Source organism: Nocardioides hwasunensis (genome assembly GCF_014779665.1).
Taxonomy (GTDB): Bacteria; Actinomycetota; Actinomycetes; order Propionibacteriales; family Nocardioidaceae; genus Nocardioides; species Nocardioides hwasunensis.
The window spans coordinates 321,421-347,459 of record NZ_JACXYY010000003.1; the positions used below are offsets into that span (position 1 = coordinate 321,421).

The following is a 26,039-nucleotide window of genomic DNA, read 5'->3' on the forward strand; positions in this document are numbered from 1 at the left end:
GAGGACATCATGTCGCAGAGCCGCGCAGCACGCGGCGTACGTCGAGGGTGCAGCCCACCATCGTGGCCACCCCGCCGTCGCGCTGCGGCTCGTCGAACCAGATGCCCCGGGTGAAGCCGACCTTGTCGAGCACCCGCAACGACGCCACGTTGGTGTGGTCGGGGGCGGCGAAGAAGCCCTCGGCGGCGGGGAACCGACGCGCGGCGTCCAGCATCCAGGTCCACAGCACCCGCGCTCCGAGACCGCGGCCGACCCACTCGGGCTCGCCGATCACGTAGTCCAGGCCGATCGCGTCCGGGTCCGGGGTGAGCAACGCGAAGTCGGGGTAGTCGCGGATCCGGTAGTCCTGGACGAAGCCGACCGAGCGTCCGTTGACCTCGGCGACCCACATGCACGTGGGTGTCGAGCCGTCGATGCGAGGACCGTACGTCGTCGCGACCCTCTCGGCGGTCGGCTCACCATCGTGGTGCCACCAGCGCTGCACGTGTGGCTCACCGAGCCACCGAGCCAGCAGCGGGAGGTCGCCACGGGTCATCGTGCGCAGCGTCACGGTCAGGTCGGGCTCGACCACGAAGGCCTTGGTCGGACCGGACAGGTCGGCCGCGACGACCGTGCCACTCAGGGGCGCGGCAACGCGACACGCCGCAGCAGCCCAGGACTCGGCGGACCGCACCCCTCCGCGGAGCTCACGCTCGCCGCACCGGACGACGACCGGGGTGCGGTCCATGCCTCGTCAGTGCGCGAGTCCGGTGCCGACCACCGGCGGGAGGATCGACCACGGGAAGTCGATCCACTGCTCGGTCCTGCGCCAGGCGTAGTCGGGCTTGATCACCGACTGCGGCTTCTCGTAGATCACGACCGTGCGGGCCTCGGCGACGTGCCCCTCGCAGAACTGGTGGACCAGCTCGAGCGTGCGCCCGGTGTCGGCGACGTCGTCGGCGATGAGCACCTTCAGGCCCGACAGGTCGACGGCCGCCGGTGTCGGGGGCAGCACGATCGGCACGTCGAGGCGCTGGTCGACGCCGGTGTAGAACTCGACGTTGATCACCGAGAGGTTCTTCACGCCCAGCGCGTAGCCCAGGCCCATGCCCAGCGCCAGGCCGCCGCGGGCGATCGAGAGGATGAGGTCGGGCTCGAAACCCGAGTCGGCCACCTCCTGCGCCAGCTCGCGGCTGGCGGTGCCGAACAGGTCGTAGGTGAGGACCTCGCGCTCGTTGCTCACGCGCACATCCCACCAGAGGCGCAGGGCGGCCGAAAGAGGAGGGTCAGAAGTCGTGCGGCTCGATGACGTCGGTCACGTCGTCGTCGCTGCCTGCGTCGGCCAGCGCCTCCCGCACGACCGAGAAGGCGAGCCCGGCCGTGTAGCCCTTGCGCGCCAGCAGTCCAGCCAGCCGGCGCGTGGCGACCTGCTGGTCGAGACCGCGCATCGTGCGCAGCTTCTTCTCGACCAGAGCCCGAGCCGCCTCGCGCTGGTCACCGTCGTCGATCTGCTCCAGCGCCGCCTTGGTCTCCTCGTCGCCCACCCCCTTGCGACGCAGCTCCTGGGCCAGTGCCCGGGGAGCCAGGCCCCGGCTGCGGTGTCGGCTCTCGACCCACTGGCGGGCATAGGAGGCATCGTCGATCAGGCCGACCTCGGTGAAGCGGTCGAGCAGACCACTGGCCAGCTCGTCGGGGACCCCGCGCTTGGCGAGCCTGTCGGCCAGCTCCTTGCGAGAGCGGGCCTGGCCGGTCAGCGCGTCGAGCAGGATCTTGCGGGCCACCGCCTCGGGATCGGCCTCGACCTCGGCGGCCGCCGCCTCCTCGCGGGCGACGCGGGCCGCCTCCCGCTCCTCCCACGTGCGTCGCGAGCGCTTCTTCCTCCTGCCCCGTGCGCCGCCCTCGGGCCCGTCGACCGAGCGGCCGCGTGGGCCACGGGACTCGGCCGGCGTGGGTGGGGTCTCCCCCACCCACGCCTGCACGCCGAGGCCGACGTCGCCGACCCAGTCGGGGGCCGGACGAACTTCCTCGCTCATCGGACACTCCTCCTCAAGCGCAGGCTGCTGGTTTCGACGCGCGGTTCCGGCTTCGCAGGCTCAGCCGGACGCTCGCTCAACCTGCCCGGGCGCACGCCGACTCCTCGTCCCTCGAGGTCAGCTGCCCGGTCAGAAGTCGTTGACCCCGATGGGCTCGTCGCTCAGCTCGTCGGCGGGCTTGTCGACCGCAGGCGTCACGCCGAGCTTCTCCAGGATCAGCTTCTCGATCTCGTTGGCGAGGTCGGGGTTGTCCTTGAGGAAGTTGCGCGAGTTCTCCTTGCCCTGGCCGAGCTGGTCGCCCTCGTAGGTGTACCAGGCGCCGGCCTTGCGGATGATGCCCGCCTCGACGCCGACGTCGATCAGGCCACCCTCGCGGCTGATGCCCTTGCCGTACATGATGTCGAACTCGGCCTGCTTGAAGGGCGGGGCCACCTTGTTCTTGACGACCTTGACGCGGGTGCGGTTGCCGACCATGTCGGTGCCGTCCTTGAGCGTCTCGATGCGGCGCACGTCGAGGCGCACCGAGGAGTAGAACTTCAGCGCGCGGCCACCGGTCGTGGTCTCGGGCGAGCCGAACATCACGCCGATCTTCTCGCGCAGCTGGTTGATGAAGATGGCGGTGGTGCCGGAGTTGTTGAGGGCACCGGTCATCTTGCGCAGCGCCTGGCTCATCAGTCGGGCCTGGAGGCCGACGTGGCTGTCACCCATCTCACCCTCGATCTCCGCACGGGGCACCAGGGCGGCCACGGAGTCGATGACGATCAGGGACAGGGCACCGGAGCGGATCAGCATGTCGGCGATCTCGAGCGCCTGCTCACCGGAGTCGGGCTGGGAGACCAGCAGGGCGTCGGTGTCGACGCCGAGGGCCTTGGCGTAGTCGGGGTCGAGCGCGTGCTCGGCGTCGATGAAGGCCACGATGCCGCCGGCGGCCTGGGCACTGGCCACCGCGTGGAGGGCGACGGTCGTCTTTCCCGACGACTCCGGGCCGTAGATCTCGACCACGCGACCGCGCGGGAGACCACCGAGGCCGAGGGCCACGTCGAGGGCGATCGACCCGGTGGGGATCACCTCGAGCGGGGCACGCGTCTCGTCGCCCAGTCGCATGACCGAGCCCTTGCCGAACTGCTTCTCCACCTGAGCGAGCGCGGCGTCGAGGGCCTTCTCGCGGTCTGCTCCAGCCATGGCTGTGTCCCGTTCTCTCGTCGTTGTGTGAGGTACTTCTTCGACGCTAGGGCGAGCCACCGACAATCCCTGATCAGGACCGTCTGACGCTGTGGACAACCTCGTCCTTCGTCGTACCTGTGGACAGACAGTAGCCCGAACAGGTGTTCGACGGACGGTGCGGGTGCGGCGTGTCGCGCAGATTCGCGCCGGTCAGGCAGGCGCCTGGTCCGACCCTCGCGTGAGCCGGCCGGCGACGACGACGGCGAGGGCGAGGCAGGCCGCGAAGAGCGCGAGCGCGGAGTAGCCGGGACCGGCGACGATGAGCCCGGCGAGGGCTCCTCCGCCGGCAGCCGTCAGCGACATGGCCATGTCGGAGGTGCCCTGGACCTCGGTGCGCGCCTCGATCGGCGTGCGGTCGGCGATGACGGTGGAGGCGGCCACGGTCGCGCACGACCACCCCAGCCCCAGCAGGAAGAGGCCGCCGAAGATCTGCCACGACGACCCCTCCGGCGAGAGCCCGCACAGCGCGAGGGCGACCAGGAGCACCGCTCCCCCGGTGACCAGCACGCTCGAGCGGCCGAAGCGGTCGGCGGCCCAGCCGACGACCGGCGCGAAGGCGAACATGCCGAGCACGTGGACGGAGATCACGAAGCCGATGACCTCCAGGTGCGCGCCGCCGTGCTCCATGTGCAGCGGGGTCATGATCATGACGGTGACCATCGCCGCGTGCGCGCAGGCCATCGCGACCACGGCCGCGCCGACGGCGGGGACGTCGCGCACGACCGTGAGGAAGCGCGCCCACGACCGTCCGCCCGGCTCCCCGAGCGCGCCGGGCGTCACTCCCGCGGCCCGCTGCGCCAGCAGCAGCGGGTCGGGCCGCAGCCGGAGCCAGACCCACCCCGCCGCCAGCACCAGCACCACCGAGCCGATCGCGAAGCCGCCCGTCAGCTCGGGGATCCCGAGACGTCGGGCCGCCTCACCACCGACTCCGACGAGGTTCGGCCCGGCGACGGCGCCGATCGTGGTGGCCCACACCACGACGGAGAGCGCGCGGGCACGGTGCTCCTCGGTCGCCAGGTCGGTCGCGGCGTAGCGCGAGCCGTTGTTGACGGCCGTGGTGGCGCCGAGCAGCACGGCCCCGACGAGCAGGACGGCCATCGAGTCGACGACACCGGCGACGACCGCGAGCAGTGCACCGGTGGCACCGAGGAGGTAGCCGGCGACCAGCCCGACGCGTCGGCCGCGTCGGCGCATCACCCGCGCGAGGGCGTAGGCCGCTGCGGCCGTGCCGAGGACCTGGAAGGTCTGCGCCAGCCCGGCCATCGCCTCGCTGCCAGAGATGTCGCGGGCCAGGAGCGACGCGGTCGCGATCCCGATCGTGACACCGACGGCACCGACCGCCTGCGACACCACGAGCGTCCGCACGGTGCGGCGCTGGACCTGGGCGACGTCGACGGCCCCCTCGAGCCGGCTGCTCACCGCTCGCTGTCCGGGAGCTCGAGCTGGCGCCACACGGCTGCCCAGACCTGCTTCGGGGGAACGCCGGCGTCGAGCGCCTCCTGCGTGGTGCGTCCGTCGAGGTCGCGCACCACCGTCAGCTCGGCCCAGGTGCGGGAGTAGGCACGGCCCAGGGCGTGGTCGAGCCGCGTCCAGAACTCGGTGTGCCTCATGGGGCAACCGTGCCACGGACCGCCGACACCTCGAGCCAGGACTCCTGCCGCCGGCCCGGGATCCCCGTCCGCACCACCACGTCGTCCCAGCCCGCACCTTCCACCACGGCGTGCAGCGGCCCTGCCCGCCAGTAGGTGAAGTGACGCGGGTTGCGCACGGCCCCGTGGGTCGACCATCCGTCGCCGTCACCCTCCTTGAGCGAGGCCCGCAGGAGCCCGCCGGGACGGGTGGCCACCGCCAGCCGCGCCAGCACGACCGGCAGGTCGGTCCGGGCGACGTGGAGGAGCGAGGCGTTGGCCCACACGCCGTCGTAGGGCCCCTCCGCCGAGGTCAGGTCGTCGACGAGCGGGTCGAGGACGTCGGCCTCGTGGCCCCGCTCGCGCAGCAGGGCGACGAACCCGGGCGTGACGTCCGTACGCCGGACCGCGAGGCCGAGCTGCTCGAGCAGGAGGGCGTCGCGACCGCCGCCGGAGCCGATCTCCAGCACCCGGGCGCCCGGTCCGAGGCGGGCGGCGAGGTCCTCCATGTCGCCGCGCACCGAGTCGGGCACGACGGGCGAGGCGTCGGCGTACGCCCCCGCGTCGAGGTCGTAGGCGCGGACGGTCTCCTTCACGACCGGTCCGCACCCACGTCGCGGAGATGGTGCACCACGTCGCGCACGTGGCAGCCGTACTCGAGCGCCGACCACACCTCGGGCGAGGGCCGCTCGCCCGCGTCGGGACGGGCCAGCACCTCCGACCACGTCGTCGCGGTGTCGCGGAACAGCCCGGGCAGGTCCGCCAGCCCCTGCGCAGCCGGGTCGAAGCCGCACTCCGGGCACGGCCGTTCCAGGACCCAGGTCCAGTCCTTGGTGTCGGGCGCGATGCTCATGCCGGTCATCCAACCAGCCACCGCGGCGAGGACAATGCGGGGAATGGACATCCGTCGTGCCGATGCTGCCGACCTCCCCGCCGTGCACGCGATCTACGCGCGAGAGGCGCTCGGGGGCCACGCCACCTTCGACCACGAACCACGCCCGATGGCCCTGTGGGAGGAGAAGCTCGGGGGCGAGGACCACTTCCTCGTCGCCGAGCACGAGGGCCAGGTGGTCGGCTACGCCACGTCCGGGTCGTTCCGCCCGAAGCCCGCCTACCGGCACACGCGCGAGAGCACGGTCTACGTCGCGCCGGGACACCAGGGCCTGGGCACCGGCCGCCGGCTGTACGACGCGCTCCTGGCGCGGCTCACCGACGACGGCGTGCACCTGGTAGTGGCCGCCGTCGCCCTGCCCAATCCCGCGAGCCTCGCCCTGCACCGCGCGTGCGGCTTCGAGGAGGTCGGCACCATGCGCGAGGTCGGCCACAAGCTCGACCGCTGGATCGACGTCACGTGGCTCCAGAAGGTCCTCGACTGAGCGAGGGCGTCACTCCAGGCCGAGCTCCTTGGTCGACACCTCGCGCATCTCGACCTTGCGCACCTTGCCGGTCACCGTCATCGGGAACTCCTCGACGACCATGACGTAGCGCGGGATCTTGTAGTGGGCGAGCCTGCCGGTGGCGAACTCGCGCACCGCCTCGGCGTCGAGCGGCGTGGTGCCGGGTCGCATCCGCAGCCACGCGCAGAGCTCCTCGCCGTACTTCGCGTCCGGGACACCGACGACCTGCACGTCCTCGATGTCGGGATGGGTGTAGAGAAACTCCTCGATCTCGCGCGGGTAGATGTTCTCGCCCCCGCGGATGACCATGTCCTTGATCCGGCCGGTGATCCGGACGTAGCCCTCGTCGTCCATCACGCCGAGGTCGCCGGTGTGCATCCATCCGTCGGCGTCGATGGCCTCGGCGGTCCTGTCCGGATCGTCCCAGTAGCCGAGCATCACCGAGTAGCCGCGCGTGCAGAACTCCCCCGCCTCGCCGCGCGGCAGCGTGTCGCCGCTGACCGGGTCGACGATCGTGACCTCGAGGTGCGGCGCGACCTGACCCACCGTGCCGACCTTCCGCTCCAGCGTGTCGTCGGTCCGCGTCTGGGTCGAGACCGGTGACGTCTCCGTCATGCCGTAGGCGATCGTCATCTCGTCGATGCCTGCACCGATGAGCTTCTTCATCATCTCCTCGGGGCACGGCGAGCCGGCCATGATGCCGGTGCGCACGCTGCCCAGGTCGTACGACGCGAGGTCCGGCAGCGCCCACTCGGCGATGAACATCGTCGGGACGCCGTAGAGCGAGGTGCACTGCTCGTCGGAGACGGCCTTCAGCGTGAGGGCAGGGTCGAAGCCGGGCGCCGGGATGACCATCGTGGCTCCGTGGGAGGTGCAGGCGAGGTTGCCCATGACCATCCCGAAGCAGTGGTAGAAGGGCACCGGGATGCAGACCCGGTCGGCCTCGGTGTAGCGACAGACCTCTCCGACGAGGTAGCCGTTGTTGAGGATGTTGCGGTGGCTGAGGGTCGCGCCCTTGGGGAAGCCGGTCGTGCCGGAGGTGTACTGGATGTTGATCGGGTCGCTCGCCTGCAGCGATGCCGACCGCGAGCGGAGGTCCTCCTCGGTGACCCCCTCGCCGTCGGCGAGGAGCCCGGCCCAGCTCTCCTCGTCGTCGAGGTAGACGGTGCGCTCGAGCGCCAGACCCGGTCCGGTGGTCCGGTCGGCGGTCTCCTCGACCATCGCGCGGTAGTCGCTGGTCCGGAACGACGTGGCGGCCACGAGCATCCGCATCCCGCTCTGCTGGGCGACGTAGGAGAACTCGTGGGTGCGGTAGGACGGGTTGACGTTGACGAGGATCGCACCGACCTTGGCGCTCGCCAGCTGCACGAGCGTCCACTCGGCGCTGTTCGGCCCCCAGATGCCGACCCGGTCCCCCTTCTCGATGCCGGCGCCGATCAACCCGCGCGCGAGCCGGTCCACGTCCCGGTCGAGGTCCGCCCACGTCCAGCGACGCCCGCTCGCGCACTCGACCAGCGCCTCGCGGTCGGCGTGCGCCCCCACGGTCCGCTCGAGGTTGGCGCCGATCGTCTCCTCCAGGAGGGCGGGCGTGGTCTCACCGCGTGCGTAGGAGTCCATTCGGGCAACCTAGGACGGCCGTCGCGGTGTTGGCCAGAGGTTGGTCGCGCGTCAGGTGAGCAGCAGGGCGTCCTGGCGGCGGCGTACGCCGAGAGCCCCCGCAGCCCGGCGGCCACCGACGCAGCACGGACGCGGCACCCGTCAGCTCGAGAGCCGCGCCTCGACAGCAGGGAGCAGCATCGAGACTGCCTCGTCGACGACCTCGTCGACGCGCTCGACCGGGAGCCTTCCCGACGCGACGAGGGAACCGATCCCCTCCAGGGTCGCCGCGAGGAGGTACGGCAGGGGGCCCGACTCCCGGTCCGCGCGCTCCCCCAGCAGCTCTCCGCCGAGCGCGAAGAACCGCGCGGCGGACTCCTCGGCCGCTCCGCCACCAGGGCCCACCGAGAACATCAGCTCGAGGAGCGGGCCGCTCTCGAGGGCGAAGCGCGCGTGCGCGCGTGCGTACTGCGTGAGCCTGGCCCGAAGGCTCGACAGCCCAGCCGCCGACTCGAGCTCACTGATCAGCTCGGCGAAGCCTGCCGCGGCGATCGCATCCAGGAGGGCGTCCCGGTCGTCGAAGTGACGCAGTGGCGCGCTGTGGCTGACGCCCACCCGCTTGGCGAGCCCGCGCAGCGTCAGCGATGCGACCCCCTCCTCCAGGAGCTGCCGGCGCCCCGCCTCGAGCAGCGAGTCGCGCAGGGACCCGTGGTGGTAGGGCGTCGGCACACCGTCATGCTAGCGACATGTAGTCATTGACCACATATGTAGACGGTGACTACATTGGTGCCATGTCCTCCACCTCCCCCTCTCCCGACCTCACCGGTCGCACCGCCCTCGTGACCGGGGCCACGAGCGGCATCGGACGGGCGGTCGCCATCGCGCTCGCTCGCCGCGGCGCCCGCATCATCGTCCCCGCCCGCTCACTGCCGAAGGCGCACGCCGTCGTCGCTGCCTTGCCCACGGTCCCCGACGGAGGAGGTGACCACGTCGTCCGCGAGCTCGATCTCGCGGACCTGACATCAGTGGCGTCCTTCGCGGAGGCGACGCCCGAGGCGATCGACCTGCTCGTGAACAACGCCGGGGTCGCGAGCCCGATCCTGCGGCGCACCGCCGACGGTCACGAGCTGCAGTTCGGGACGAACCACCTCGGACACTTCGCGCTCACCTCGGCGCTGCTGCCCCGCGTCACCGGGCGCATCGTCACCGTCGCCTCGCAGGCCGAGCGCATGTCGCGACTCGACGTCGCGAGCCTCACTGCTCACCATCTCGACTGGCACGACCGGCCCTACGACGCCTCCCGGGCCTACGCCGACTCCAAGCTCGCCAACCTGCTCTTCACGCTCGAGCTCGACCGCAGACTTCGCGCAGCCGGATCCACGGTCAGGGCTCTGGCCGCCCACCCCGGGATCGTGGTCACCGCGATCTACGACCGGCGCGACGGGCGACGCGCCGGTCTCTGGGACCGGCTCCTCCCGATCATCGGGCAGAGCGCGGACGCCGGCGCGCTGCCCGTGCTGATGGCAGCGACGGCCGACCTGCCGGGCGGCACCTTCACGGGGCCGAAGCACCTCCTGCACATGCGCGGCGGAGCCCAGGTCATCGGACGCTCCGCACGTGCTCGCGACGGCGCACTCGCGCAGGCGCTCTGGACGGCGTCGGAGCACCTGACCGGCGTCCGGGCACCGCTCCCGGGCTGAGCGGCTGCTCCCCGCCTCGACGTGGGTCGCCCTCGCCGGGCTCGGCGCTCAGGTGAGCAGCAGCGCGTCGAGCCGGCGGCGTACGACGAGCAGGCCGAGGACACCCATCACGACGAGGTAGACCACCGAGACCCCCGACTCCCAGGTGACGACGCCGGTGGTGAGCTCACGGCAGAGCACCACGCCGCGGTAGAGCGGGGTGGCCTCCACCACCCAGCGCAGCACGCCGGTGCCGAACGCCTCGACCGGGAAGAACGTCGCCGAGAACAAGAACATCGGCATCTGGACGAGCGTGATCTTGTCGAAGTCCTGCCAGGACTTCATCCAGGTCGTCAGCGCCATGCACACCGCCGAGAACGCGAAGGCGATCAACACCGCCGCCGGCAGCGCGAGGAGGGCCCACCACGACTCGACCAGGCCCATCGCCACCATCACCACGAGGAAGGCCGCGGAGTACACCGAGCCGCGGATCAGCCCCCACGCGATCTCACCGCGCGCGATGTCGCCGGTGGTGAGCGGCGTGGCCAGCATCTGGTCGTAGAGCTTCTCGTAGCGCAGCTTGAAGAACACGTTGAACGTGGAGTCCATCAGGGCGCCGTTGAAGGCCGAGGTCGCGAGCATCGCAGGCGCCACGAAGGTCGCGTAGGGGATCGCCTCGCCGTGGAACTCGAAGGTGTCGATGAGCTGCCCGACACCGATGCCGATCGAGAAGAGGTAGAGGACCGGCTCGAGGAAGCCGGTGAGGAAGAGCCGCCAGGCCGACTTGTAGACGATGAAGTTGCGCAGCACGAGCAGGCGGGCTGCGTTGGTCGGCGTCATCGGCGCCGGCACCGCGGCCGAGGACAGGGACGCCATCTCAGACCTCCAGCCGCTTGTCGAGGCCTCGGACGGACCAGAACCATCCCAGGACGCACAGGGCGACCAGCACGACCACGTTGACCGCGGCGACGGGCCAGTCGACGGTGTCGAGGCAGAACATCCGCGAGAGTGAGACGCCGTGCCACAGCGGCGTCAGCCGGGCGACCCACTCCAGCACCGGCCCGAGGTTGGCGACCGGGAAGAACGCGCCCGAGAAGAGCGTGAGCGGCAGCACGCCGAGGCGGAACAGGACGCCGAACCCCTCCTCCGACTTCAGCCGCGCCGAGTAGCCGAAGGTCAGCAGCGCGAAGGCCGTGCCCACGAGGACCTGCGCGACCCACGCGAGGAACGGCCCCCACCAGCTCTCGAAGACGCCGAAGGGTGCGAGCACCAGCATGAACACCGCGCACGCCGAGGCGATCCGGAAGACGACGAAGGCGACGAAGGCGTTGACCAGGTCACGCACCGCCAGCGGCGTGGCCAGCTGGGCGAAGAACGTCTTGTGCCACTTGATGGCCCCCATCACGGGGTAGGTCGACTCGCTGACCGCGATCTGCATGGCGTGCGCAGCCACCAGCCCCGGCACGATGAAGGCGAGGTAGGACGTGGCGCCCTCGAGCCTGGCGGGGTCGCCGTCGATGAAGCCGCCGAGCAGCACCCCCATCGCGACGACGTAGAACAGTGGGGTCAGGAAGGAGCTGATCACTCCCCCGCGCCAGGTGCGCTTGTAGACCGTCAGCCAGTAGTCGTACTGGCGGGCCATCCCCTGCCAGGCGGTGAGCGTGCCGGCGGGGCGGGCGCCGCGCTGCGTCGTGTCGGTCGCCATCAGTCGGCCAGGCTCCGGCCGGTGAGGCGCAAGAACACGTCCTCAAGGGTCGAGCGGCGCACCAGCGTGGCGATGGGGCTCAGCCCGCGGTCGAGCACCGCGGTGAGGACCTCCTCGCCGTGGTCGCTGTAGACGAGCAGCCGGTCGGGCAGCACCTCGACGCGCTCGCCGAGGTCGGCGACCTTCTCGGCCAGCCCCTCGTGCTCGCCGACGCCGAAGCGGAGCTCGGCGACCTCGCGGGTGGAGTGGGCGTCGATCAGCTCGCGCGGGGAGCCCTCGGCGGCGATCAGGCCCTTGTCCATCACCACGAGCCGGTCGCACAGCTGCTCGGCCTCGTCCATGTAGTGGGTGGTGATCACCAGGGTCACACCCGCCTGCTTGAGCCGGAACAGCTGGTCCCACAGCACGTGGCGGGCCTGCGGGTCGAGACCGGTGGTGGGCTCGTCGAGCAGCAGCACGTCGGGGTTGTTGATCAGGCTGCGCGCGATCGTGAGGCGGCGCTTCATGCCACCGGAGAGGTCCTCGACCTTGGCCTTCGCCTTCTCGGTGATCTGGGCGAACTCGAGCAGCTCGCGGGCGCGCTCGCGGCAGGTGGCCCGGTCGATGCCGAAGTAGCGGCCGTAGATGTAGAGGTTGTCGAAGACGTTGAGCTCGTTGTCGAGCGTGTCCTCCTGCGGGCAGACCCCGAGCCGGCCGCGGATCGCCGGGCCGTCGGTCGCCGGGTCCATGCCCAGGATCCGCAGCTCGCCGCCCGAGACCGGGCTCACCGAGGCGATCATCCGCATCGTGCTCGACTTCCCCGCGCCGTTGGGGCCGAGGAAGCCGAACGCCTCGCCCTTGCGGACCTCGACGTCGATGCCCTTGACCGCCTCGAAGTCACCGAAGGACTTGCGCAGCCCTCGAGCCGAGATCATCGATTCAGTCACGACGGGGACACTAGATCAGGACGCCGACGACGAGGAAATGGATTGCCGGGTGACGCTTGCCGGCACGCCTAGGGTGGAGACGTGGAGGTCCCCGCCGTCGAGCCTCTGTCCCCGGACGCCCCGCCCATGACACCGACCGTCGTGATGAGCCAGCACTGGCGCGACCTGAGCTTCCTGCACTGGGCGGTCGACCCGGTCGAGGTGGCGCACCGGATGCCACCCGGGGTCCGCCCCGACACCCTCGACGGCAAGACGTACGTCGGGCTGATCCCCTTCCGGATGGTCGGGGCCGGGCTCGGTCGCGGTCCGGCGATCCCGTGGCTGGGCACGTTCCTCGAGACCAACGTGCGCCTCTACTCGGTCGACGCGACCGGCCGGCGCGGCATCGTGTTCCTCAGCCTGGACACCGACCGGGCCGCCGTCGTCCTCGGAGCGCGGGCGGGCTTCGGGGTCCCCTACCGCTGGGCGCGCATGCGCTACCACCGCGACGGGGACACGCACACCTACGACGCCCGCCTGCGTCGGCCGGCCACACCCGCGTCGAGCCGCCTGGTGGTCCGCGCCGGCGCGGCACGCACACCCACCGAGCTCGACCACTTCCTCAGCGCCCGATGGGGACTGCACACCCGGTGGTGGGGTCGCACGCTCTACGTCCCCAACCGTCACGCGGCCTGGCCCGTGCACGATGCCGAGCTCCTGGAGATCGACGACGGCCTGCTGGCCTCGGTCGGGCTGCCGGAGCTCGCCGCGCGCCCGCCGGACCACGTCGGGTTCAGCCCCGGTGTCCACACCGAGTTCGGCCTGCCGGGCGACGCGCGGCGTCCGCGCCGCGGCTGAGCGCGACCCTCGACCCTCCGTCAGGTCGAGGCGAGCTCGGAGCCGATCGCCGCGATGTGAGCCGGCGTCGAGCCGCAGCAGCCGCCGACCAGGTCGACGCCGAGCCCGGCGAGGCGGGACGCGTGCGCGGCCATGTCGTCGGCCGTGGCGTCGTACTCGAAGTGGTCGCCCACGACCTGGGGGAGGCCGGCGTTGGACTGCGCCACGAGGAGCAGCCCGTCGGGCCGTGCCTCGACCATCTCGGCGGCGATGACCTCCATCTCCTCCGGCCCGCGCCCGCAGTTCGCGCCGACCGCGTCGGCGCCGGCTGCGGCCAGGTGCGCCACGGCGTCGGCCGGTCGGACACCCATCATCGTGCGCAGGTTGGTGTCGAAGCTCATCGTCACCACGACGGGCAGGTCGGGGGCGACCTCCCGGGCCGCGGCCAGCGCGGCGTCGGCCTCACCGAGGTCGCTCAGCGTCTCGACGAGCACCAGGTCGATGCCGCCGGCCACCAGGCCACGGAGCTGCTCGGCGAACAGCGCCTGCGCGTCCTCGGGCGTCATCGTGCCGAGCGGCGCGAGCAGCTCACCGGTCGGTCCGAGGTCGCCGGCGACCAGGAGCCCGTGCTCGTCGGCCACGGAGCGTGCGATCTGTGCCGCGTTGCGGTTCACCTCGTCGATGCGGTCGCCGAGGCCGTGCATGTCCAAGCGCGGACGGGTGCCGCCGAAGGTGTTGGTGGTGAGGATGCGCGCGCCCGCCTCGGCGTACGCCGTGTGCGCGGCGCGGACGGCGTCGGGGTTCTCGAGGTTCCACAGCTCGCCGGGGTTGCCGTCCTCGAGGCCGCTGTCCTGCAGGAGCGTGCCCATGCCGCCGTCGAGGAGCACCGGGCGGGTGTCCCCGAGCAGGGCCGCCAGACGGTTCGCCCCGCTCACCGGGTCAGCCCGTCGAGGTAGGCCGAGATCTTCTCCGCGGGCCAGTCGGCGTCGAGCTCGGCGGCCACCCGGTCGAGCACCTCGGCCGGGCTTCCGTCGGCCCCGGTCCACGGGGTCCGCTCCCATCCCTCGAGGTAGTCGGTCGCACCGGTGTCGCCGAGCCGCATCGCGGCCTCGTCGATGGCCTCCTGGAACCTCGCCGCGAGCTGCACCTTCGCGGTCTCGTCGCCCTGTCGGGCAGCGACCATCGACGGCAGCTCGCGCCACCGGGTCACCTGGAACTCCGTGGAGGAAGTGGTCATGCTCGCGAGCCTAGATCAGGCGGGCGTCAGTCGCAGGAGACGTCCAGCACCCTCGTCCTCCAGCAGCCAGATCGCCCCGTCGGGACCTTCCTCGACGGCACGGATCCGCTCACCCATGTCGTAGACCTCGGCCTCGCCGGCGGTGTCGCCGTCGAGGTCGACGCGCACCAGCGCCTCCCCGGACAGTGCTCCGAGGAACGCGTCGCCCTCCCAGTCGGCGAAGAGGTCGCCGCCGTAGACCATCAGGCTGCTCGGAGAGATGCTCGGGTTCCACGACCTGGCTGGGCCGGCGTAGCCGTCGCCGTCGGCGTGGTCGGGGATCTCCTCGCCACCGTAGTGGCTGCCGTCGGAGACCTCGGGCCAGCCGTAGTTGGCCCCCTCCTCGACGAGGTTGAGCTCGTCGCCGCCCTGCGGTCCCATCTCCGAGGACCACAGCGTCCCGTCGGGTGCGAACTCCAGACCGAGCGGGTTGCGGTGGCCCCAGCTCCAGATCTCGGCCGAGACGCCGCCCTCGTCGGCCAGCGGGTTGCCGGGCGCCGGCTGACCGTCGGGCGTGAGGCGCACGATCGTGCCGAGCGTGTTGCCGGTGTCCTGGGCGGGGTCCATCAGCTGCCGGTCGCCCGAGCTCACGAAGAGGTGCTCGCCGTCGGGCGAGAAGGCGAGGCGGTGGCCGAAGTGGCCGTCACCGCTGGTCTTCGGCGTCTGTCGCCAGATCACCTCGAGACCCTCGAGCGAGGCCTCGTCCTCGCCGGTCACGAGCTGCGCGCGCCCGACCGCGGCGCCGACGCCGTCGTCACCGCGCTCGGCCCACGTGAGGTAGACCGTGCCGTCGTCGTCGTACGTCGGTCCCGGCAGGACGTCGCCGAGCCCGCCCTGACCGGCATCGACAACGTCCGGCGTGCCGGTGACCTCGACGCGCTCGCCGGTCTCGCCGTCGCGCAGGTGCAGGGCCCCGGTCCGCTCGGTGACGAGCAGGTCGTCGCTGTCGGGCAGGAACGCCATCGCCCACGGCGCGTCGAACGTGTCGACCTCCTCGACCGCGAACGGCCAGGCGGCGTCGTCCTCGGCCGTGGCGGCACCGAGCTTCCCCGACGCGGCCGTGTCCGAGGAGCACGACGTGGTGAGGACGGCGAGGAGTCCGGCCAGGGCGACGGTCGCTGACTTCATGACCTCCATGGTGCGGGGCGGGATCAACCGCGTCGTCGCCTCAGGCGACGACACCTAGGCGAACAGCGGCCGCAGGTGATCGTTGAGGAACATCCCCTGCGGGTCCAGCTCGCGCCTGATCGCGATGAAGTCGCCGGCACGCGGATAGAGGTCGTGCAGCCGCTCGGGGGTGAGGAAGTGCAGCTTGCCCCAGTGGACCCGCGCGTCGAACTGCGCGAGCAGCGCGTCGACGGACCGGAGGTAGGCCCAGTAGTCGGTGCCGGGGGTGCCCGACACCGAGATCACGACGGTCGGGGTGCCCTGCTGCGAGGACAGGAACGCCTCGTCGGGTCCGACCGTGCGCACCTCGAGCGGGTAGATCGCGTCGGGCAGGCTGGCGAGCATGAGCTCGCGCATGGCCTGCAGCGCCTCGGGTGCGCGATCGAGGGCGACGAAGTACTCGAGCTCGTGGAAGTTCGCGTCGTAGACCATCGGGAAGATCCGGTAGCACCGGTCGACGCGACGCCCGACGGTGTCGTCGTCGGGGACGTCGGCGCCGACCTCGTCGTAGACCTTGACGTAGCACTGGTCGGCCAGCCGCTCGCCGTGGCCGTCGAGGTTGTAGAGCGACCCCGACTCCTCTGTCGGCAGCCAGAACATCCCGAAGTGGCGGTGCTCGGCGACGAGCTGTTCCCAGTGCTCGAGCACGTCGTCCCACGCTCGCAGGCTCACGTGCTCGCGCAGGCGGTAGGCCTCGGTCACGTCGAGCTCGAGCTGCGTGACCACGCCGAGCATGCCGACCGAGACCTGTGCCGCGTGCAGCAGGTCGGGCTCGTCCTCCCCGATGTCGCGCACCTCGCCCGCGGCCGTCACCAGCCGCAACCCGCGCACCACGCCGGACAGGCTGGTGTAGCGGATGCCGGAGCCGTGGGTTCCGGTGGCGACCGCCCCCGCGATCTGCTGGGTGTCGATGTCGCCCTGGTTGCGCAGCGCGAGCCCGTCGGCCCACAGCGGCTCGTAGAAGTCGCGGATCCGCGTGCCCGCGCGTGCGGTGGCGCGCTGCCTGACCGGGTCGGTGGCGACCACTCCGGTCAGCGCGGAGAGGTCGAGGAGCGTGCCGTCGGTCTGCACCACCGGCGTGAAGGAGTGGCCGGCACCTGCGACACGCACGGCGCTGCCACGCCCCGACGCCTCCCGGACGGCTGCGGCCACCTCCTCCTCGTCACGTGGTGCGACCGCGCGGGCAGGGGTGAAGGACTGGTTGCCCACCCAGTTGGTCCAGCCGGGTGTCGAGGTGGTGGCCATCGGGCCAGACTGTCGGAAAAAACTTCGGAGGTCGATGTCGAAGCCGCGCGGGTCCGTTCGACGTACGTGCGAGAGAGCAGCACCCACCAGCAGCACACCACAGATCGAGGAGTGAGCACGATGCCGCGTTTCATGGGATTCGTCCGGATGGAAGAGAACATCGGGATGCCGCCGAAGTCGTTGTTCGAGGCGATGGACGCCCACATCGGCGAGCGCGCCGCGGACGGCCGGTTCCTCGACGGCGGTGGCCTCTACGGCACCGAGGACGCGATCAACTTCGTCGTCCGCGAGGGCGAGGTCACCCGCGTCGACGGCCCCTACGCGGAGGGCAAGGAGGTCGTCGGGGGCTGGGCGATCATGGAGTACGCCGACCTCGACGCGGCCGTCGCCGACCAGCGCGAGTTCGCCGAGCTGCACGCGAGGCACTGGCCCGAGGTCACCGTCGTGGCGACGCTGCGCCAGATCTCCGACGGCCCGGACGCGCCGAGCGAGTAGCGCTTCCTACGCTGGGGGCGTGCCAGACGACCTCCAGCACGAGATCGCCGCCGCGTGGCGGGCCGAGTCGGCCCGCCTCGTCGGCGCCCTGACCCGGATGACGCGCGACGTCGACCTCGCCGAGGACCTCGCGCAGGACGCGCTCGTGGCAGCCCTCGAGCAGTGGGCGACGACCGGCGTCCCCGCGAACCCGGGCGCCTGGCTGATGACGACGGCCAAGCGGCGCGGCATCGACCACTTCCGCCGCGCCGAGACCTACCGGCACAAGCTCGCCGAGCTCGGACGCGCCGACGGCGGGGAGGAGGCACGTGTGCCCGACCTCGACGCCCAGGTCGACCACATCGAGGACGACGTGCTGCGACTCGTCTTCTTGTCCTGCCACCCGTCCCTGACACCCGACTCGCGCGCGGCGCTGACGCTGCGGCTCGTGGGCGGACTGACCACGGCGGAGATCGCACGCGGGTTCCTCACGAGCGAGAGCACGATGGGCCAGCGGCTCTCGCGGGCGAAGCGCACGCTCGCGCAGGCGGGCGCGTCGTTCGACCTGCCGACGGGCAGCGAGCGCACGCAGCGCCTCGACGACGTGATGGCCGTGGTCTACCTCGTCTTCAACGAGGGCTACACGGCCACTGCGGGTGAGGACTGGATGCGTCCCGACCTGGTCGACGAGGCGACCCGCCTGGCGCGGATGCTGGCGGACCTCGCGCCCGAGGAGCCGGAGGTGCTGGGCCTGCAGGCCCTGCTCGAGCTGCAGGGGTCACGGACCGCGGCCCGCCTCGACACCGACGGCACACCCGTGCTGCTGGAGGCGCAGGACCGCACGCGGTGGGACCGGCTCCGGATCCGGCGCGGGCTGGCCGCGCTGCGGCGGGCAGAGCGGATCGCCGCACAGGGCACGCCGGTGGGCACCTACTTCCTCCAGGCCTCGATCGCGGCCCAGCACGCGGTCGCCCCGCGGGCCGAGGACACCGACTGGCGTCGCATCGCCGCGTTGTACGACGTCCTCGCGGGCGCCGCGCCCGGGCCGGTCGTCGAGGCGAACCGGGCCGTCGCCCACGGGCGCGCCTTCGGCCCCGACGCCGGCCTCGCGGTCCTCGACGCCGTGGAGGCGGCGCCCGGTCCACCCGTGCCGGGCCCGCTCCTGCCGAGCGTGCGGGGCGACCTCCTCGAGCGCGCGGGCCGGCACGCGGAGGCGAGCGAGGCGTTCGACGATGCGGCCTCGCGCACCCACAACAAGCGCGAGCGTGCGGTGCTCCGGCGGCGGGCGGACGACAACCGGGCGCGTGGCTCGGCGGGCCCGACGTCCTAGGGTCGGCGGATGGACCCCAGCGAGCCCTCCCCCGACGACCTCACCCACCTGCGACGCTGCCTCGAGCTGGCCCGTGAGGCGCTCGAGGCCGGCGACGAGCCGTTCGGCTCGGTGCTGGTGGGCCCGGACGGCGCGGTCCTGCAGGAGGAGCGCAACCGCACCGGCGGCGGCGACCAGACCCGGCACCCCGAGCTCGACCTCGCCCGGTGGGCGGCCCTGCACGTGGCCGCCGACGAACGGCCGTCCTGCACGGTCTACACCTCGGGCGAGCACTGCCCGATGTGCTCGGCCGGGCACGCCCAGGTCGGTCTCGGGCGCATCGTCTACGCGGGGTCGAGCCAACAGCTGGTCGAGTGGCGCCGCGAGGTGGGCGTGAGGCCTGGTCCCGTGCTGCCACTGGCGATCAACGACGTGGCTCCCGGTGTCCCGGTCGCGGGGCCTGCTCTCGAGCTGGCCGACGAGCTGCGCGAGCTGCACACGCGGGCAGCCGGACGCAGGGCCCGGGACGATTCCTGAGGGGACTGTCGTGCCCGGGGCCTCCCGTGCGTAGGACGGGTATGAGCCACCCGTCGACCGCACCGTCGGTCGCCCGCCGCATGTTCGACCTCACCGAGCCGATCGCCCTGGTCGAGTTCTTCTCCGAGGAGCCCCGCGAGGCGATGGCCGGTCTCGGCCTAGAGCCGCCCGGCCGTCCGGACCAGCCCGGCGACGCCGGTCGAGGTGCTGTGCGGCGGCCATGCGATGACCGTCGTGACCGGCGGCGCGTCGGTGAGGTGGACGACGGCGAGCCCGTCGCGCAGGTTGGCCTGCGCCGACTCCGGCAGCACGAGCGCCGTGCGCCCCAGGCGCACGAGCTGCAGCACCTGCGTCAGGTCGCGCAGCTCGGGACCGGGCCCGTCGGGATAGCTGCCGTCGAGGTGGGGCCACCGCGGGAGCGGCAGGTCGGGGATCGACCGGGCCTCGGCGACGCTCATCGAGTGCCGAGCGGTGGCCGGATGACCGGCGGGCAGGATCAGCACCTGGTCCTCGACGCTCAGCGCCTCGGTGTCGAAGCCGCTCAGGTCGTCGAACGGCTGGTGCAGGATCGCCACGTCGGCGCGTCCGTCACGCAGCATCGGGGCCTGGTGGCCGGGCGCACTGAGCAGCACGTCGACGGCGACGGCGTCGGGCTCGGCGGCGTACGCGTCCAGCAGCTTGGCCATCAGCTCGCTCGACGCGCCGGCCTTGGCGGTGAGCACGATGCTCGGGCGGTCGGCCGACTCGACCGTGCGCCGGGTGCGGCGCTCGGCTGCCTCGACGGCCGCGAGCGCGACCCGTCCCTCTCGCAGGAGGGTCTCGCCGGCGGTCGTCAACGCCATGCCGCGTGGCGTGCGGACGAAGAGCTCGGCCCCGAGCCGGCGCTCGAGCTGGGCGATGGCCCGCGACAGCGGCGGCTGGGCCATGCCCAGCCGGTCGGCCGCCCGGCCGACGTGCTGCTCCTCGGCGACGGCGACGAAGTAGCGCAGCTCGCGGGTCTCCACGCCCCGAGCCTACGTGGCGCTGACCTGCCGCCATACCTGTCCGGTATCGGCCTCCACCCGATCGGTCTTGGAACCGGGCACCCGGGCCGACGCACGATCGAGGCATGACAGACACCACCGACCACCAGCACAAGAAGACCGCCTTGGTCACCGGCGCCAACAAGGGCATCGGCTACGAGATCGCCGCCGGACTCTCCCGGCTCGGCTTCCGCGTCGCCGTTGGCGCGCGCGACGACGGGCGGCGCGAGGAGGCCGTCGCGAAGCTCCTCTCGGACGGGCACGACGTGTTCGGCGTGGCCCTCGACGTCACCTCCGACGACAGCGTCGCCGCCGCCGCCGCCGAGCTCGAGGCTGCGGGCGGGCTCGACGTCCTCGTGAACAACGCCGGCATCACCGGGGGGATGCCGCAGGAGCCCACCCGGGTCAGCGCCGAGCAGGTGCTCGGGGTCGTCGACGTCAACGTCGTCGGCGTCATCCGGGTCACCAACGCGATGCTGCCCCTGCTGCGCCGCTCGGCGTCGCCGCGCATCGTCAACGTCTCGAGCACCGTCGGCTCGCTCGGCCTGCAGACCGCGCAGGCCGAGCCCGTCGGGCCGCTGTCGGCGGCGTACTCCCCCACCAAGACCTACCTCAACGCGGTCACCGTGCAGTACGCCAAGGAGCTCGCAGGGGAGGGCATCCTCGTCAACGCCGGATGCCCCGGTTACGTCGCGACCGACCTCAACGGCCACCAGGGCTTCCGTACGCCCGAGCAGGGCGCCGCGATCTTCCTCGAGCTCGCGACCCTGCCCGACGGCGGGCCGTCGGGGACGTTCCGCGACGAGACCGGCATCCAGCCCTGGTGAGGCCTGTGGGGCCTTGTCGCGGTCTGGTGGTCGTGCGTCGATGAGCTCTCCCGGTGGGGACGACGTCGACGCCGGCATCGCGAGGTCTCGGTTCGGTCGACGGCCCCAGGTCCCGGAGGAGAATGCGACCCATGGACGACATCCACCGCGAGCCCGTGACGTACGAGCACTACGAGCACGTCCGGGGCCCGTTCTTCCACGGCACCAAGGCCGACCTGCAGATCGGCGACCTCCTCACCGCGGGTCGCCGGTCCAACTACAGGCCGGAGGTCGTGATGAACCACGTCTACTTCACCGCACAGACGGACGGCGCCGGACTGGCTGCCGAGCTCGCCGCCGGCGACGGCGAGCCGCGGGTCTACCTCGTCGAGCCGACCGGTCCGTTCGAGGATGACCCCAACGTGACCGACAAGAAGTTCCCCGGCAACCCCACCCGGTCCTACCGCAGCACCGAACCGCTCCGGGTGGTCGGCGAGCAGACCGACTGGACGAGGCTGTCGCCGGAGGCACTGCAGCAGTGGCGGGACCGAATCACCGCCATGGCCGACGAGCGCGCCGAGATCATCAACTGACCAGGTAGGAAGGGGGCATGCGCATCTTCCTCACCGGCGGCAGCGGCAAGGCCGGTCGTCACGTGGCCCCCTACCTCGCCGAGCAGGGCCACCAGGTCACCAACGCCGACCTCACGCCACTGGGCCACCCCGCCGTCGACGACCTCCTCGTCGACCTCACCGACGCAGGTGAGACCTACTCGGCGCTCGCCGGGGCCGCGCGCTTCGACGAGCTCGACCTGCCCGAGCTGCCGGCGTACGACGCGGTCGTCCACCTCGCGGCGATCCCCCGGATCCTGCTGCGGTCCGACACGACGACGTACGCCACGAACGTGCTCAGCACATATCACGTCCTCGAGGCGGCGACCCGGCTCGGCGTCCGCAAGGTCGTCTTCGCCTCCTCGGAGACGACGTACGGCGTCTGCTTCGCGCAGGGCGAGCGCCGTCCGCTCTACGTGCCGGTCGACGAGGAGCACCCGACCGTCCCGGAGGACTCCTACGCGATGTCGAAGGTCGCCGGCGAGGCGACAGCCCGCTCGTTCCAGGCGCGCACCGGCGCCGACGTCTACGGCCTGCGGATCAACAACGTCATCGAGCCGCACGAGTACGCCGAGCTGTTCCCGCCGTTCCTCGCCGACCCGTCGCTGCGACGGCGCAACATCTTCGCCTACATCGACGTGCGCGACCTCGGGCAGATGGTGCAGCGGTGCCTGGAGACCGACGGCCTGGGCTACGAGGTCTTCAACGTGGCCAACGCCGACATGTCGGTGGCTGCCACCACCTCTCAGGTCATCGAGCGCTTCTACGACGGGGTCGAGGTGCGACGCGAGATGGGGCGCGACGAGACGTTCTACTCGATCGACAAGGCGCGCCGGCTGCTGGGCTTCGAGCCGCAGCACTCGTGGCGCGACGTGCTGGACGACCCCGGCCGCTCGTGACGGACCCGCGTCCGCTCAGGGGATGATGCGCGCCTCGCGGTACAGCTGGGCGTAGGACAGCAGCGCCGCCCGGGTGTCGCGGGTCGCGGAGAACCCGGCAGTGCGGCTCTTGTTCATGTCGGTCACGACCTCCATCTCGCGTCCGAGGTCGGCGTCGGAGTGCCACCACGACGCCACCCGCGCGAGGTCCGGCTCGACGAGGTCGTGCGCTGCCGCCAGGTCGCGCCAGACCGGCTCCATGCCCGTCATCGACTGCTCCAGCGGTCGCGGCGTGTCGACGTAGCCCTCCCACTCCAGGTCGAACCACGCGGCGAGCTGGGGCCACAGCCACCGCCAGCGGAAGACGTCGCCGTTGGCGGTGTTGAACGCCTCGTCCCGTCCCGCCGGCGTGCGCGCCGCCCAGAGCATCTGCTCGGCGAGCAGGTCGGCGTCGGTGACGTCGGTCAGGCCGTTCCACTGCTGCTCGGATCCGGGAAAGACGAAGGGCATGCCCTGTGCGCGGCACAGCGACGCGTAGGCGCAGAGCGTGGCGACCATGTTCATCGCGTTGCCGGTCGCGAAGCCGAGGACCGTGTGAGAGCGGTGCACGCTCCAGGTGAACCCGTCGCGCTCCGAGGCGGCGACGAGCTCGTCCTCCTGCGCGTAGTAGAAGTTCGGGTACGGCAGCCGATCCTCCTCCTCGTGGAAGGGCGTGTCGGGCATCTCGCCCTTGCCGTAGGCCTCGAAGGGCCCGAGGTAGTGCTTGAGCCCGGTCATCAGCGCGACGTGCGTGAGTGATCCGGCCGGCGACAGCGCCGCGAGGAGGTCGTGCACGGCGCCGCCGTTGACCCGGATGTTCTCCGCCTCGGTCTCCATCCGGGTCCAGGCCGTGATCGCCACGAAGTCCGGCGCCACGTCGGCCAGCGCCTCGGCCAGACCGGCCGCGTCACCGAGGTCGGCCCGGACCGGACGCACCTCGGGGTGCGGCGTCCCGCCGCTGCGCGACAGGCCGTGGGTCTCCCAGCCCTCCTCGACGAGCCGGCGGGCGACGGCCTGGCCCACGATGCCGGTGGCGCCCACGACGAGAGCGCGGCCAGGGGCGTCGGACGATGTCGAGGACGTCGAGGACGTCGCTGACGGGGAGGATGACTGGGACACGGCGGTCCTTCCGGCGGACGTCGCGGGCGCCGGGCGACGACCACCCGTCGACCCTACGGACCGGGCACACGGGCTCGACCGGCGGACGGGGCCGGCACGGTCACCGCACCCCTCGGGTCGTACCGGGGCAGCCAGGGGGAGCGCACGATGGAGGGATGACCCTCCTCGACGCGCTCAGAGACGTGCCCGCTCGCTTCCGCCACGTGGCTCGTCAGGTGCCGGTCGACGACATCGACGAGGCCGACGTGGAGGTGGACTCCTCCGCGCACGCTGCGGCGGGCGCCACCGCGGTGACGGTGGCCCTGCGCCGCGCCGTCGGCCAGATGGGTCCGGTCCGCACCGCGCAGACGCTGCTCCGGCTCAACCAGGTCGACGGCTTCGACTGCCAGGGCTGCGCCTGGCCCGACCCCGCCCCCGGCCACCGGCACGCGGCCGAGTTCTGCGAGAACGGCGCCAAGGCGGTCGCCGAGGAGGCCACCAAGGAGCTCCTCGACCGCGAGTTCTTCGCGACCCACTCCGTCGCCGACCTGGCCGGTCGCACGGAGTTCTGGCTGGGCAAGCAGGGCCGGATCACCGAGCCGATGGTGCTGCGGCCGGGTGCGACCCACTACACGCCGATCTCGTGGGACGACGCGTTCGCCACGATGGCCGGCCACCTCACCCGTCTGGCCAGCCCGGACGAAGCCGTCTTCTACACCTCCGGCAAGGCCTCCAACGAGGCGGCGTTCACCCTGCAGCTCTTCGCCCGCGCCTTCGGCACCAACAACCTGCCGGACTGCTCGAACATGTGCCACGAGTCGTCGGGGTCCGCCCTGACCGAGACCATCGGCATCGGCAAGGGCTCGGTCAGCCTCGACGACATCCACCGCGCCAAGCTGATCGTCGTCGTCGGCCAGAACCCCGGCACCAACCACCCCCGCATGCTCTCCGCCCTCGAGGAGGCCAAGGCCGGCGGCGCCCGCATCATCTCGGTCAACCCGCTGGAGGAGGCCGGGCTGGTCCGCTTCAAGAACCCCCAGAACGCCAAGGGCCTCACCGTCGGCACCGCCCTCGCCGACCTGCACCTGCCCGTGCGGCTCAACGGCGACCTCGCGCTCTTCCAGGCGATCGGGTCCCTGCTGGTCGAGTGGGACGCGCTCGACCACGACTTCCTCGCCCGCTACACCACCGGCTTCACCGAGTACGTCGCCCACGTGGCCGACCTCGACTGGGAGAAGGTCGAGGCGTCGACCGGTCTCTCCCGCGAGCAGGTCACCGAGGCCGCGCGGATGTTCGCCGACTCCCCCGCCACCGTCACGTGCTGGGCCATGGGGATCACCCAGCACCACAACGCAGTTGCGACCATCAAGGAGATCGTCAACGTGGCGCTGCTGCGCGGCGACATCGGCAAGCCCGGAGCCGGGCTGTGCCCCGTGCGCGGGCACTCCAACGTCCAGGGCGACCGCACGATGGGCATCTGGGAGCGGGTGCCCGACCACTTCCTCGACGCGATCCGCGACGAGTTCGGCTTCGAGCCGCCGCGCGAGCACGGCTACGACACGGTCAACGCCATCCGCGCACTGCGCGACGGCAAGGTCAAGGTCTTCGTGGCGCTGGGCGGCAACTTCGTCGGCGCCACCCCCGACACCGAGGCCACCGAGGCTGCGATGCGCAAGGCCGACCTGACCGTGCACGTCTCCACCAAGCTCAACCGCTCGCACGTCGTCCACGGCGGAGAGGCACTGATCCTCCCGGCGCTCGGACGCAGCGAGAAGGACCTCACCGGCGGCATCGTCCAGCGCGTCACCGTCGAGGACTCCATGTCGGCCGTGCACGCCTCCCACGGCCCGCTCGAGCCGGCGTCTCCCCACCTGAGGTCGGAGGTCGACATCATCTGCTCGCTGGCGATGGCGACTCTCCCGGCCTCGACGATCCCGTGGGCGGCGATGCGCGCCGACTACACCGAGATCCGGCGACGGATCGCCCGCGTGGTGCCCGGCTGCGCGTCGTACGACGACAAGGTGCTGCAGCCCGGCGGCTTCGTCCTGCCGCACCCGCCGCGCGACAACCGGGTCTTCGAGACCGACAGCGGCCGCGCCGTGATCACCTCCACGCCCCTCGAGGTGCTCGACGTCCCCCGCGGACGGCTGCTCCTGCAGACCCTGCGCTCGCACGACCAGTTCAACACCACGATCTACGGTCTCGACGACCGCTACCGCGGGATCAAGGGCGGTCGCCGGGTGGTCTTCGTGCACCCCTCCGACATCGCCGAGCTCGGTTTCGCCGACGGCGACCAGGTCGACCTCGTCAGCGAGTGGGAGGACGACGTCTCGCGGGTGGCGCGTGACTTCCGGATCGTGTCCTACGACCAGCCGCGTGGTTGCTCGGCGGCCTACTACCCCGAGACCAACCCGCTCGTGCCGCTCGACTCGACCGCGGAGAAGAGCAACCAGCCGGTCTACAAGTCGCTGGTGATCCGCCTCGAGCGCCCGGGCACCACCACCGGTGGTGAGGGCGACGGGTCGTCGGGCCAGGGCAACGGCTCGGCACGGACGGACACCCCGCACCACCTGGCGTAGCCCGGGCTGACGCCG

General features: G+C 71.8%; 29 protein-coding genes. 10 read left to right on the plus strand and 19 right to left on the minus strand.

The window, feature by feature from the left end; genetic code table 11:
* Positions 1-7: 7 nt before the first annotated feature.
* The 8 genes from IEZ25_RS08610 to IEZ25_RS08645 form a co-directional block, all read right to left on the minus strand.
* Positions 8-727: a GNAT family N-acetyltransferase gene (locus tag IEZ25_RS08610; RefSeq protein WP_191198990.1), complete on the minus strand. Its 720-nt coding sequence runs from the start codon at positions 725-727 to the stop codon at positions 8-10.
* Positions 728-733: 6 nt separating this feature from the next.
* Complete coding sequence (locus IEZ25_RS08615) at positions 734-1,222, minus strand: phosphoribosyltransferase (protein ID WP_191198991.1); 489 nt, start codon at positions 1,220-1,222, stop codon at positions 734-736.
* A gap of 43 nt (positions 1,223-1,265) precedes the next feature.
* Positions 1,266-2,012 (minus strand): regulatory protein RecX, encoded by a 747-nt coding sequence (locus tag IEZ25_RS08620; RefSeq protein ID WP_191198992.1) that lies wholly within the window; start codon positions 2,010-2,012, stop codon positions 1,266-1,268.
* Between the two features lie 129 nt (positions 2,013-2,141).
* Positions 2,142-3,194 (minus strand): recombinase RecA, encoded by a 1,053-nt coding sequence (recA, locus tag IEZ25_RS08625; protein ID WP_191198993.1) that lies wholly within the window; start codon positions 3,192-3,194, stop codon positions 2,142-2,144.
* Between the two features lie 192 nt (positions 3,195-3,386).
* On the minus strand, positions 3,387-4,655 hold the full coding sequence (locus IEZ25_RS08630) for an MFS transporter (protein ID WP_191198994.1): 1,269 nt from the start codon (positions 4,653-4,655) through the stop codon (positions 3,387-3,389).
* Complete coding sequence (locus IEZ25_RS08635; RefSeq protein ID WP_191198995.1) at positions 4,652-4,846, minus strand: DUF3046 domain-containing protein; 195 nt, start codon at positions 4,844-4,846, stop codon at positions 4,652-4,654. Before IEZ25_RS08635 ends, IEZ25_RS08630 begins: the two co-directional genes overlap by 4 nt.
* The gene (locus IEZ25_RS08640; RefSeq protein ID WP_318152120.1) at positions 4,843-5,460 is read right to left on the minus strand and encodes a class I SAM-dependent methyltransferase; all 618 of its coding nucleotides are present in this window, start codon (positions 5,458-5,460) and stop codon (positions 4,843-4,845) included. The genes IEZ25_RS08635 and IEZ25_RS08640 overlap by 4 nt, the downstream gene beginning before the upstream one ends.
* A complete protein-coding gene (locus tag IEZ25_RS08645) occupies positions 5,457-5,717 on the minus strand; it encodes a hypothetical protein (RefSeq protein ID WP_191198996.1) in 261 nt (86 codons plus the stop codon). Before IEZ25_RS08645 ends, IEZ25_RS08640 begins: the two co-directional genes overlap by 4 nt.
* A gap of 43 nt (positions 5,718-5,760) precedes the next feature.
* Here IEZ25_RS08645 and IEZ25_RS08650 point away from each other — a divergent pair, with 43 nt between their 5' ends.
* Positions 5,761-6,240: a GNAT family N-acetyltransferase gene (locus tag IEZ25_RS08650; RefSeq protein ID WP_191198997.1), complete on the plus strand. Its 480-nt coding sequence runs from the start codon at positions 5,761-5,763 to the stop codon at positions 6,238-6,240.
* Between the two features lie 9 nt (positions 6,241-6,249).
* Here IEZ25_RS08650 and IEZ25_RS08655 read toward each other — a convergent pair whose 3' ends face one another.
* The gene (locus IEZ25_RS08655) at positions 6,250-7,878 is read right to left on the minus strand and encodes an AMP-binding protein (protein ID WP_191198998.1); all 1,629 of its coding nucleotides are present in this window, start codon (positions 7,876-7,878) and stop codon (positions 6,250-6,252) included.
* Positions 7,879-8,019: 141 nt separating this feature from the next.
* A complete protein-coding gene (locus tag IEZ25_RS08660) occupies positions 8,020-8,586 on the minus strand; it encodes a TetR/AcrR family transcriptional regulator (protein ID WP_191198999.1) in 567 nt (188 codons plus the stop codon).
* A 62-nt stretch (positions 8,587-8,648) separates the two neighbouring features.
* On the opposite strand from IEZ25_RS08660, the gene IEZ25_RS08665 reads away from it, so the two are divergent.
* Positions 8,649-9,557 carry an SDR family NAD(P)-dependent oxidoreductase gene (locus IEZ25_RS08665; RefSeq protein ID WP_191199000.1) on the plus strand — a complete coding sequence of 303 codons (909 nt, stop codon included), beginning with the start codon at positions 8,649-8,651 and terminating at the stop codon, positions 9,555-9,557.
* A 48-nt stretch (positions 9,558-9,605) separates the two neighbouring features.
* On the opposite strand, the gene IEZ25_RS08670 is transcribed toward IEZ25_RS08665, so the two are convergent.
* From IEZ25_RS08670 to IEZ25_RS08680, 3 genes are read right to left on the minus strand one after another with little or no spacing between them, the layout of a single operon-like run.
* Complete coding sequence (locus tag IEZ25_RS08670) at positions 9,606-10,412, minus strand: ABC transporter permease (protein WP_191199001.1); 807 nt, start codon at positions 10,410-10,412, stop codon at positions 9,606-9,608.
* Between the two features lies 1 nt (position 10,413).
* Complete coding sequence (locus IEZ25_RS08675) at positions 10,414-11,241, minus strand: ABC transporter permease (protein WP_224748675.1); 828 nt, start codon at positions 11,239-11,241, stop codon at positions 10,414-10,416.
* Positions 11,241-12,167, minus strand: coding sequence for an ABC transporter ATP-binding protein (locus IEZ25_RS08680; RefSeq protein WP_425572727.1), 927 nt, complete (start codon positions 12,165-12,167; stop codon positions 11,241-11,243). The genes IEZ25_RS08675 and IEZ25_RS08680 overlap by 1 nt, the downstream gene beginning before the upstream one ends.
* A gap of 81 nt (positions 12,168-12,248) precedes the next feature.
* On the opposite strand from IEZ25_RS08680, the gene IEZ25_RS08685 reads away from it, so the two are divergent.
* The gene (locus IEZ25_RS08685) at positions 12,249-13,004 is read left to right on the plus strand and encodes a YqjF family protein (protein WP_318152121.1); all 756 of its coding nucleotides are present in this window, start codon (positions 12,249-12,251) and stop codon (positions 13,002-13,004) included.
* 20 nt (positions 13,005-13,024) lie between these two features.
* Here the strand turns inward: IEZ25_RS08685 and IEZ25_RS08690 are convergent, their stop codons facing one another.
* Genes IEZ25_RS08690 through IEZ25_RS08705 form a run of 4 tightly spaced genes read right to left on the minus strand, consistent with a single transcriptional unit; the run spans position 13,025 to position 16,671 of the window.
* Complete coding sequence (locus IEZ25_RS08690) at positions 13,025-13,918, minus strand: homocysteine S-methyltransferase family protein (RefSeq protein WP_191199283.1); 894 nt, start codon at positions 13,916-13,918, stop codon at positions 13,025-13,027.
* A complete protein-coding gene (locus tag IEZ25_RS08695; protein ID WP_191199002.1) occupies positions 13,915-14,220 on the minus strand; it encodes a virulence factor in 306 nt (101 codons plus the stop codon). Before IEZ25_RS08695 ends, IEZ25_RS08690 begins: the two co-directional genes overlap by 4 nt.
* Positions 14,221-14,235: 15 nt before the next feature.
* Positions 14,236-15,387, minus strand: coding sequence for a PQQ-dependent sugar dehydrogenase (locus IEZ25_RS08700; RefSeq protein ID WP_224748676.1), 1,152 nt, complete (start codon positions 15,385-15,387; stop codon positions 14,236-14,238).
* Positions 15,388-15,441: 54 nt separating this feature from the next.
* On the minus strand, positions 15,442-16,671 hold the full coding sequence (locus IEZ25_RS08705) for a D-arabinono-1,4-lactone oxidase (RefSeq protein ID WP_191199003.1): 1,230 nt from the start codon (positions 16,669-16,671) through the stop codon (positions 15,442-15,444).
* A 147-nt stretch (positions 16,672-16,818) separates the two neighbouring features.
* On the opposite strand from IEZ25_RS08705, the gene IEZ25_RS08710 reads away from it, so the two are divergent.
* From IEZ25_RS08710 to IEZ25_RS08720, 3 genes are read left to right on the plus strand one after another with little or no spacing between them, the layout of a single operon-like run.
* Positions 16,819-17,166 carry a YciI family protein gene (locus IEZ25_RS08710; RefSeq protein WP_224748677.1) on the plus strand — a complete coding sequence of 116 codons (348 nt, stop codon included), beginning with the start codon at positions 16,819-16,821 and terminating at the stop codon, positions 17,164-17,166.
* A 19-nt stretch (positions 17,167-17,185) separates the two neighbouring features.
* Positions 17,186-18,475: an RNA polymerase sigma factor gene (locus IEZ25_RS08715; protein ID WP_318152122.1), complete on the plus strand. Its 1,290-nt coding sequence runs from the start codon at positions 17,186-17,188 to the stop codon at positions 18,473-18,475.
* Positions 18,476-18,484: 9 nt separating this feature from the next.
* A complete protein-coding gene (locus IEZ25_RS08720) occupies positions 18,485-18,991 on the plus strand; it encodes a nucleoside deaminase (RefSeq protein ID WP_191199005.1) in 507 nt (168 codons plus the stop codon).
* 158 nt (positions 18,992-19,149) lie between these two features.
* On the opposite strand, the gene IEZ25_RS08725 is transcribed toward IEZ25_RS08720, so the two are convergent.
* Positions 19,150-19,995 carry a LysR family transcriptional regulator gene (locus tag IEZ25_RS08725; RefSeq protein ID WP_191199006.1) on the minus strand — a complete coding sequence of 282 codons (846 nt, stop codon included), beginning with the start codon at positions 19,993-19,995 and terminating at the stop codon, positions 19,150-19,152.
* Positions 19,996-20,099: 104 nt separating this feature from the next.
* Between IEZ25_RS08725 and IEZ25_RS08730 the strand changes: the two genes are divergently transcribed.
* From IEZ25_RS08730 to IEZ25_RS08740, 3 genes are all read left to right on the plus strand, one after another.
* The gene (locus tag IEZ25_RS08730; RefSeq protein WP_191199007.1) at positions 20,100-20,840 is read left to right on the plus strand and encodes an SDR family NAD(P)-dependent oxidoreductase; all 741 of its coding nucleotides are present in this window, start codon (positions 20,100-20,102) and stop codon (positions 20,838-20,840) included.
* 131 nt (positions 20,841-20,971) lie between these two features.
* Positions 20,972-21,412, plus strand: a complete 441-nt coding sequence (gene arr / locus IEZ25_RS08735) for an NAD(+)--rifampin ADP-ribosyltransferase (RefSeq protein WP_191199008.1) — start codon at positions 20,972-20,974, stop codon at positions 21,410-21,412.
* 17 nt (positions 21,413-21,429) lie between these two features.
* Complete coding sequence (locus IEZ25_RS08740; protein WP_191199009.1) at positions 21,430-22,329, plus strand: NAD-dependent epimerase/dehydratase family protein; 900 nt, start codon at positions 21,430-21,432, stop codon at positions 22,327-22,329.
* 15 nt (positions 22,330-22,344) lie between these two features.
* Here IEZ25_RS08740 and IEZ25_RS08745 read toward each other — a convergent pair whose 3' ends face one another.
* Complete coding sequence (locus IEZ25_RS08745) at positions 22,345-23,388, minus strand: SDR family oxidoreductase (RefSeq protein WP_318152123.1); 1,044 nt, start codon at positions 23,386-23,388, stop codon at positions 22,345-22,347.
* A 233-nt stretch (positions 23,389-23,621) separates the two neighbouring features.
* Here IEZ25_RS08745 and IEZ25_RS08750 point away from each other — a divergent pair, with 233 nt between their 5' ends.
* The gene (locus tag IEZ25_RS08750; RefSeq protein WP_191199011.1) at positions 23,622-26,024 is read left to right on the plus strand and encodes an FdhF/YdeP family oxidoreductase; all 2,403 of its coding nucleotides are present in this window, start codon (positions 23,622-23,624) and stop codon (positions 26,022-26,024) included.
* The last annotated feature ends 15 nt before the right edge of the window (positions 26,025-26,039 follow it).